This window comes from Candidatus Woesearchaeota archaeon (assembly GCA_026394965.1).
Taxonomy (GTDB): domain Archaea; phylum Nanobdellota; class Nanobdellia; order Woesearchaeales; family 0-14-0-80-44-23; genus JAPLZQ01.
On the sequence record JAPLZQ010000122.1, the window covers coordinates 1 to 7,915 of the forward strand.

At 41.9% G+C, this 7,915-nt stretch carries 10 protein-coding genes; 4 read left to right on the forward strand and 6 right to left on the reverse strand.

Features of this window, described 5'->3' with window-relative positions; all coding sequences use genetic code 11:
- The 4 genes from porA to NTV63_05720 all read right to left on the reverse strand — a co-directional run.
- A partial coding sequence (gene porA, locus NTV63_05705; protein ID MCX6710412.1) for a pyruvate ferredoxin oxidoreductase occupies positions 1-756 on the reverse strand: 756 nt, incomplete at its 3' end.
- A 16-nt stretch (positions 757-772) separates the two neighbouring features.
- Positions 773-1,111, reverse strand: coding sequence for a hypothetical protein (locus NTV63_05710; protein ID MCX6710413.1), 339 nt, complete (start codon positions 1,109-1,111; stop codon positions 773-775).
- A complete protein-coding gene (locus NTV63_05715; GenBank protein ID MCX6710414.1) occupies positions 1,108-1,368 on the reverse strand; it encodes a 4Fe-4S binding protein in 261 nt (86 codons plus the stop codon). Before NTV63_05715 ends, NTV63_05710 begins: the two co-directional genes overlap by 4 nt.
- A 68-nt stretch (positions 1,369-1,436) precedes the next feature.
- The gene (locus NTV63_05720) at positions 1,437-2,003 is read right to left on the reverse strand and encodes a 2-oxoacid:acceptor oxidoreductase family protein (protein MCX6710415.1); all 567 of its coding nucleotides are present in this window, start codon (positions 2,001-2,003) and stop codon (positions 1,437-1,439) included.
- A 203-nt stretch (positions 2,004-2,206) separates the two neighbouring features.
- Here NTV63_05720 and NTV63_05725 point away from each other — a divergent pair, with 203 nt between their 5' ends.
- The 3 genes from NTV63_05725 to NTV63_05735 all read left to right on the forward strand — a co-directional run bounded on the left by NTV63_05725 (position 2,207) and on the right by NTV63_05735 (position 6,106).
- Complete coding sequence (locus NTV63_05725) at positions 2,207-4,129, forward strand: M23 family metallopeptidase (GenBank protein ID MCX6710416.1); 1,923 nt, start codon at positions 2,207-2,209, stop codon at positions 4,127-4,129.
- A gap of 73 nt (positions 4,130-4,202) precedes the next feature.
- Positions 4,203-5,354: a tRNA guanosine(34) transglycosylase Tgt gene (tgt, locus tag NTV63_05730; protein ID MCX6710417.1), complete on the forward strand. Its 1,152-nt coding sequence runs from the start codon at positions 4,203-4,205 to the stop codon at positions 5,352-5,354.
- Positions 5,351-6,106 carry a pseudouridine synthase gene (locus NTV63_05735; GenBank protein ID MCX6710418.1) on the forward strand — a complete coding sequence of 252 codons (756 nt, stop codon included), beginning with the start codon at positions 5,351-5,353 and terminating at the stop codon, positions 6,104-6,106. The genes tgt and NTV63_05735 overlap by 4 nt, the downstream gene beginning before the upstream one ends.
- Before the next feature lie 166 nt (positions 6,107-6,272).
- Here NTV63_05735 and NTV63_05740 read toward each other — a convergent pair whose 3' ends face one another.
- Positions 6,273-6,755: an 8-oxo-dGTP diphosphatase gene (locus NTV63_05740; GenBank protein ID MCX6710419.1), complete on the reverse strand. Its 483-nt coding sequence runs from the start codon at positions 6,753-6,755 to the stop codon at positions 6,273-6,275.
- A 36-nt stretch (positions 6,756-6,791) separates the two neighbouring features.
- Positions 6,792-7,532 carry a proliferating cell nuclear antigen (pcna) gene (gene pcn, locus NTV63_05745; protein ID MCX6710420.1) on the reverse strand — a complete coding sequence of 247 codons (741 nt, stop codon included), beginning with the start codon at positions 7,530-7,532 and terminating at the stop codon, positions 6,792-6,794.
- Between the two features lie 128 nt (positions 7,533-7,660).
- Between pcn and NTV63_05750 the strand changes: the two genes are divergently transcribed.
- A partial coding sequence (locus NTV63_05750) for an asparagine synthase-related protein (protein ID MCX6710421.1) occupies positions 7,661-7,915 on the forward strand: 255 nt, incomplete at its 3' end.

The window sequence follows — 7,915 nt, forward strand, 5'->3', positions numbered from 1 at the left end:
CAAGCCATCTCCGTATGAGCGGGAAAACTCCTTTTCAAATTCATCATTGGCTGATTTGATAACAGATGCTGAATTGTTTATTGCATCCTGCTGCATTTTTTTGAATCCCATGAATGTGTTTGGAAATCCTATTGGTCCAAAGCTCATGGGCTTCTTTACATCAAGGGAATATAATGGCGAATATTTTGGCAGGAATGAATCAACCTTCCTCTGTTCGGGAATATCAACCGGTTCAAAGACATGCGAAAGCGTGAATCCGTCAAGGCATACCATAACAGGGGTAAGGACTTTCCTGTTCTCGGCAATTTTGTAAGCCATGATTGTTGTGTCAAATGCCTCCTGTGCGCTCTCAACATACAGCTGTATCCAGCCCGAATCCCTTGCAGAAATTGAATCCTGCTGGTCATTCCATATGTTTATTGGTGCAGAAAGAGTCCTGTTGGCAACAGCCATTACTACAGGAAGCCTCATTCCTGAAACTATGAACAGAATTTCGTGCATAAGGGCAAGCCCCTGGGATGCTGTTGCAGTGAAAACCCTTGTTCCGCAGGCAGATGCGCCCATTGCTGCGCTTATTGCGCTGTGCTCTGATTCAGCATCAATCATCTCTGAATCAAGCTCTCCGTTATTAACATACTTCGAAAGCCTCTCAACTATGTGTGTCTGCGGTGTTATTGGATAAACAGGTATGACAGAAGGTCTGCACATTTTTACTGCTGTTGCAACAGCGTCGCTTGCCTCAATTACCTTCTTCATTTTTATTCCCCGAAATTCATGCGAGATTCCTGCTTTTCTTCCATTCGAGAATCTCTTCCATTTTTTTCTTTCTTTCCCTTAGTATCATAATCTGGTTTGGCAGCTCTGAAATATCATCTGCCTTAATCCTTATTTCTGCATCCTTTGCCGGGGTTATTATCTCTATTTCCTTTTCAAGCGGCTTGTAATTTAGCCTCAATACCCCTCCGAATTCAGCTCCGTATCTTGAGGCAATTCTTGCTGAAAAGATTGATACTATTGCATCCAATCCTTTTTCCCTGGAAATTATTTCCCTGAGAGCAGCTTCATCATCCTTTTCTTCTTCATTGAGTTTTTCCATAATTTCCTTTTTCATTTTTTCTCTTTCTCCATTTTTATTGCCTTTACCGGGCACTCCTCTGCGCAGATTCCGCAGCCCTTGCAGTAATCATAGTTTGTCTCAATGTCAGGCGATATTGCGTTTTCAGGGCAGAATACCCAGCATCTTCCGCATTTTATGCACACTTTTGGGTCTTTTATGGGCCTCATGCTCCTCCAGTTGCCGGTCTTGTTTGCAACTGTTGAGCCTGGCTTTTCCACAACAGCGCCAACAGTAAGAACTATTCCGCCCATTTCATAATCGCATTCCTTTTTTTTGCTGTTTTCCCTGTTCAATCCAATCACTTGAGTTTAGTTCGGGCTTATTCATGAAGCCTGCATGCGCTGCAGATTTTCTGGATTGCATCTATGTTTTTCTTGAGGATATCTTTCCTTTCAAAAATTTCATATAACCCTTTAACCATTGATTCTTCTGATATTTCCTTTGTTAATGACGCGAATACTGCAACCATCGCAGTGTTGACTATGTCTGATTTGAAAACTTCAAGAGCAATTGAGGATGCATCAAATGTTAAAATCTTTATTTCTCCTATTGTTTCCCTGTCTGCAAGAAGGCATAGCTCTCCTGCTTTCTTGTTTGTATTTATTATAAGCGTTCCTTTTCTTTCTGCAAGGCTCTTCAAATCCACAAGGGGGAGAAGGCTTGGGTCAAGCACAACAGCATAATCCGGGTGATAAATCTGGCTTCTTAGGTTTATTTTTGAATCAGAAATCCTGCAGTATGCCTGGACAGGGGCGCCCCTTCTCTCAACACCGAAATTCGGGAATGCCTGGCTTTCCTTTCCGTCGTAGAATGCGGATATTGCCAAAAGATGTGCAGCTGTGACAGCTCCCTGCCCGCCTCTTCCGTATATGATTATCTCCTTTATTCCGGAATTTCCTTTATCCCATTCCTTCAATACACCTGTCTTTTTCAAACTTTTTAGCTCTTTAAAGTGAATCTATCCCTGAGTTTTTATAAAGTTTTCCTTTAAAAAAAGAGTGTTGTGCAAAAAGTTAATTCTCAGATTCACAATTGGCTTCATAACAGGAGTAAGATAAATTTATAAATCTCCCGGCAAATATTGCCTTCATGGCTTTTATTGGGAAAAGAGGGAATGTGCTTGTCCTTTTTCTCACCATCACATCCATAATAATATTCACCTTTCTTTTTATGGGATTCTTCCAGAAGGAGAAGAAGATGACAGCAGGAATCGGGAGCGAGCAGTTCAAGATTCTGTATGCTTATCAGCAGGGCGAGATGGCTCTTGTGTACATTGACACATCAGGGAAGTATGCAATTTATGATTCTATTATTGAATTCGCAGACAAGGGATTTTTTTCATCTTCAGAATGCGGCTCTGAAAACGGCTATTCTCTCTGGAAAAATGAAAATGGCGTTGAATGCTATCCGAATAAAAATTCATTAAAGGCGAACTTCACTGAATTCTACCAGGATGCTCTTGACAAATACCTTTCAGCGTACAGCACAGTGATGCTTCCAGATGCAAGGAATTATGAGTTCTTTTTGAGCGAAAATGATAAAATGCTTGAGATAAAGGCAATATCCGATGGTCTTCTTCCGATAAGCCTGCAGGCAACCAGCGCAGTAAGCCTGGGAGGAATCGGAGCAGTCGGATGGCCCGTTGATGAATCAGGAGCAACTATAACCTCATGCTATGGAAGAAGGGATTATGATGTGAGCAGGGCATTGGGGATAAACCCCAGCCACTGGGGAATTGATTTTGCACTGGCTTCTGGAAGCCCGGTGTATGCAGTTGCAGACGGAAAAATAACTTACTCGGGATACAGCGGGAGCTATGGGAACAGGATTGTAATAAGCCATTCTGGGTTCAAGACAACATACAACCACCTCAGCGAGATTGTGAGAAGCTCAGGCGAGGTTAAGCGCGGCGATGTTATAGGAAAAGTTGGAAGCACAGGAAAATCAACTGGAGCCCATATTCATTTTGAGGTGCTGATTGACGGAAACCTTGTAAACCCGCTGTGCTTCTATGACACATCAAAAGAAGTTCTTAAGATAAGTGTTAATGACGGCGGAGACAACAGCTGCAAGAATCTCAGGAGCAGATGCGTTGAGATTTCTGCTGAAGACATTGAAAAAATCAAGGCGCAGACCTATGTGCCTCCTCAGTATCTTGGAAAGGGAAGCATGGGAACAATGCCTAAAAGCCCTGTTCCCATTGAAGAGGAGCTTAGCGGGATTTCATATTCAGTGAATCCCTCATTCAAGGCATCAATTGAGTATTCTTTTGAGGAGTATTACACTCTTGCAAAAAGGGCTGAGGAGATTGCATCAGCATGCTCAGGAAAATCCTACTATGAAAGGGACTCATGCATTAAAGCCCAATCATCTGGGCTTTCAGATTCAGTCATTGAAATAACCCCCTTCTGCAATCCGAAAGAAGCAGATGCCAGCTTGGGAGTTTTTGAGAAGTTCATTGATTACTATCAGAAATGCAGTTCAAATGATGACAACTGCTACTGCCTCTTTGAGCAGGAAGACTCCTCAGATGTCCCTTCTGCAGACGGAAAGCATGTCATAAGGATTGAGGCTGCACCGGATTATTCTGCCTACAATGCAGATTTTTCAGTCAGTGAAAATATGAAAATCGGAATAACAGAATCATTTTACAATGACCTTCCTGAAATAAAATATAAAACCCTGATTTACACTGCAAATTACAACCGCGGAAATTTTGAGAGCGCATCTCTCAGGTTTTATGACGATTTATCGGCATATGAAACAGAATGGGACTTAAGCAGAATAATCATCTACAAAAGCAACGGGGAAATGGCTTTTGTAAGCCCGATTGAATTCTGGAATGATGTTCCTGAGAACAAGTTCCTCACATCAAGGCAGTGCCTTCCTGGAGCCAAGGTGTATTATTTCTGCGCAAAGGTTCTCTCAAACTCAGTTCCTGTCTATGATGCGGGGAAAAAATCAGTTGAAAATGTTAATCCCATTGTAAAGTTCGCCCTTGAGATAAGGTAGATGGCGCGATAGAAAGCAAAAAATTAAAAGCAGTGCATTAAAACTTCTAATTGATGATTTTTCAGGGGATAATATGTTCAAGGTTATAAAAAAAGACAAAAAGAGCAGTGCACGAACAGGAGTTCTTTCAACAGCGCACGGCGATGCAAACACTCCCTTTTTCATGCCAGTTGCAACAAAGGCAGCCCCAAGATACTTATCTCCCCATGATTTAAAGGAGATTGATGTTCAGGCAATAATCTCAAATGCCCTTTTATTGTCGCTTGCGCCTGGAACCGAGATTGTGAAAAATGCGGCGGACATCCACAGGTTCATGAACTTCAATAAGCCGATATTCACAGACTGCGGGGGCTTCCAAATCCTTAGGGAAAGCTTCTTCCGCGGAACAACTGACGAGGGCATAAAATTCCGCTCGCCGTTTGATGGAAGGAACATTCTTCTAACTCCTGAAAACATAATAAGAATTCAGGAGGAGCTTGGTTCAGATGTTGCAATGTGCCTGGACTACTGCCCCCCTTACGGGCTTGATTATCCCGGAACAAAGGATTCAATGGAAAAAACCCATGCATGGGCAAAGAGGTGCAGGAAAGCGCACTCCTCAAAGAGGCAGCTCCTTTTTGGGATAGCGCATGGCGGATTCTACAGGGACTTAAGGGTTAAGAGCATGAAGTTCATGGCAAAGATGAACTTTGACGGAATATCATTTGGCGGGCTCTTTATAGGCGAGCCGAAAAAAGACGCTTATGCAATGATAAATTCCTCAATAAAATACGCTCCAAAAAACAAGCCCCGGTATTTAATGGGACTCGGAAGCCCAGAGGATATTGTAAAGTGCGTTTCACTTGGAATTGACATATTTGACAGCATCTTCCCTGTTGAGAATGCAAGGCACGGCACCCTTTTCACATGGGAAGGAAGGCTTAAGATTGACAATAGAATGTACAGGAATGACTTTTCCCCTATTGACCCAAAATGCGGCTGCCATGTGTGCAGGAATTACAGCAGGGCTTACATCCATCACCTTACAAAAACTCAGGAGCAGCTTGGCTTCAGGCTGAGGATTTACCATAACATTTATTTCATGCAGCGCCTGATGGAGAAAATCAGGGAGTCAATAAAGGAAGGCACCTTCAACAAACTTAAAAAAGACATTGAAAAGAAATACACCAAGGTTCGGGTTTTAAGCGCATCAAACAACAAGAGCAGGATAAGGAAACTGAAATGAGCAAAAAAATCAGGCTGGTGCAGTATCTCGCAAAGACAGGGGAATTTGAGGAGAAATATGATGCTGCGCGCTCAATCCAGTCAGGGCACATCTCTGTTGACGGAAAAAATATAACAAACCCCAATTATGAGATAAGGGAAAGCGCAGATGTGATGCTTAACGGAAAGCATATTCTCCCTTTAAGGAAAATCTACATTGCATTGAACAAGCCAAAGAGGATTTTTTGCCAGAAGTCAAGGGACAGGGAGGCAAAGACAATTTATTCTTTTATCCGCAAGAAGCGCCTGCCCCTCACAGGAAAAGAGATAAACTCTCTTTTCTCAGTTGGACGGCTTGACCAGGACACAACCGGGCTTCTCATTGTGACAAACGACGGAAAGCTAAATGAGCTGATGATGCGCCCAGAGAGAAAAGTTAAGAAGGAATACACTGCGTCAATTGACAAGGAGATTACAGAAGATGCGCTCTCAAAACTTAGGGCAGGAGTTACAATAAAGATTGATGATTTTGACGGAAAGGAGATTGACTATCTAACTAAGCCCTGCTCTGCAGAAAAACTGCCTGGCAAAAAGCTCAGAATTGCAATATCAGAAGGCAAAAAGAGGCAGGTCAAGCTCATGCTGTCCTCTCTTGGATATGAAGTCATATCCCTGCAGAGGGAGTCAATAGGCAATCTAACACTTTCGGGCTTGGGAATAAAAAAAGAAAGAGAAATAAAGGAGATTACTGAAAAGGAAGCGTATGGATTCTGAAGAAGATTCTAAAGAATATTTTAAAAAGAAAAAATCAGATTAAAGAGAGAAATTAAAGATAGAAAAATAATTTAGTCATATTCAAGGCTGTAATGCCCTGCCCGCTGTTTTTGATGAATTCCTGCATGAATAGTGCCTATTAATCTCTGAAGTTCATTGTTATGCTTTATAATGATTCCGAGTATATAATATTATGATTAATAACTGATGCCCCCTGATTCCCGAATGTGAATGATGCTCTCAGCTTTTTTCCCGCCAATACGCCAGACAGCCAGTATTGATCATCTATCCACATCTTTTGCATAGGAAGTGAATTTCGTGCATACCATTCGGGTCTCATCTCTTCAGTTTCTTTTGGCTCTCCATTCCATTTTTTCAAAAAATAAACATGCACTGTCTGGTTCAAGTTTTTCTCTTTAGGCACATCATCAAAATAGAAATCTATTATTGCAACTTTTTCTAAATCAGAAGGAACTGCCTGGATTTTTGCTTCTTCATAAAGTTCCCGGACAGCAGCCTCTTCAATGGTTTCTCCATCCTGGACTTTACCACCGTAGCCGTTTAATTTTTCGGCACCGAATCCTCTTTTTTTCATACCTAATAGAACAGAATTTCCCTTCAAGCAGTAAACTAGCGTAACTGGCCTCATAGCAATATCACTTCGTCTTAGTTGTTCGGGAAAGCGTTAGTCGTTTTCTATTCTTGGCGCAAGGATGAATGCAATCATGAGCTTGTCCACTTCTGCGTATTCAATCCTGAGCGGATAGTCATTGCTGAAGTTTATTGAGACATTATCGCAAAGCTTGCTTGCTGTTATCATTTTCTTCAGGTATTCAATTGAGTATCTTGCCCTCGCCTTTTCGCCCTGCACGCTGATTATTGTGCTTTCAGACTGCTTTATCTCAATCATTGCCTTGCTTAAGTCGCCCTCTGCTGAAATCAGGAATCTTTTCGGCTCTGCAATGAAGCTCACTGACTCTGCAACAATGTCTGCATCCTCAATTGCGCTGCTGAGCGTGCTTGAACTTGTCTTTATTGTTGCTGAGAACTTTAGCTCAGGCACCTTCTGCTCCTTTTCCTCAAGCTCTATTAATGGTATTGAGAATATCCTCTTTGTGTTTCCCTCAAGCGTTATCTTGAGCCTGTTTTCCTCTGTCTCAATTGTCATTGTCTCATTTGGATTTGCCCTTCGCAGAATCTGCTTGAGGTTTGAGAGGTTTATCCCAAGCTCAACGGGCTTTCCGATGTCATATTCCACAAATGCGCTTGACAAAAGCTTGAAGACAACCATTGCAACATTGGCAGGGTCCATTGCAACAATCTCAATGGCGTCCTTTGTCACATTTATCCTTGCCTCATTTACAAGCTCAGAAATTATTGAAATGCTGTCCTTCAAGTATTTAGGCTCTGCAAGAGTAAGTTTCATAAATTACACCCCTCAACTTAACAATACTCCTATTGGGCGGGGATATATAAATATTTTGCTTTTAGCGAATAGGGGTAAGAGAGGGCATTTTCCAAAGATTTTTATTATAAAGATAGTTCCAAAAGCGCATGTGCGAATGGTATGCCCGAAAAGGAAGCCTGATAAGTGAAGAGGAGTGGCATGACAGCATCAATTCTTTTTCCAATCTGAAAAATGAGCTGGTTTCAGATGAATCTTTTGCTTCTGAAAAACTGATGGAGCTTTTTTTATCTGCTGTGAAAAAGCGCATTTCAGGAAAAAATGAAAGGATGGGAGTGCTTTTTTCAGGGGGGATTGACTCAACTCTCATTGCATTCTCTGCTGAAAAGCTCGGCTTCAACCCA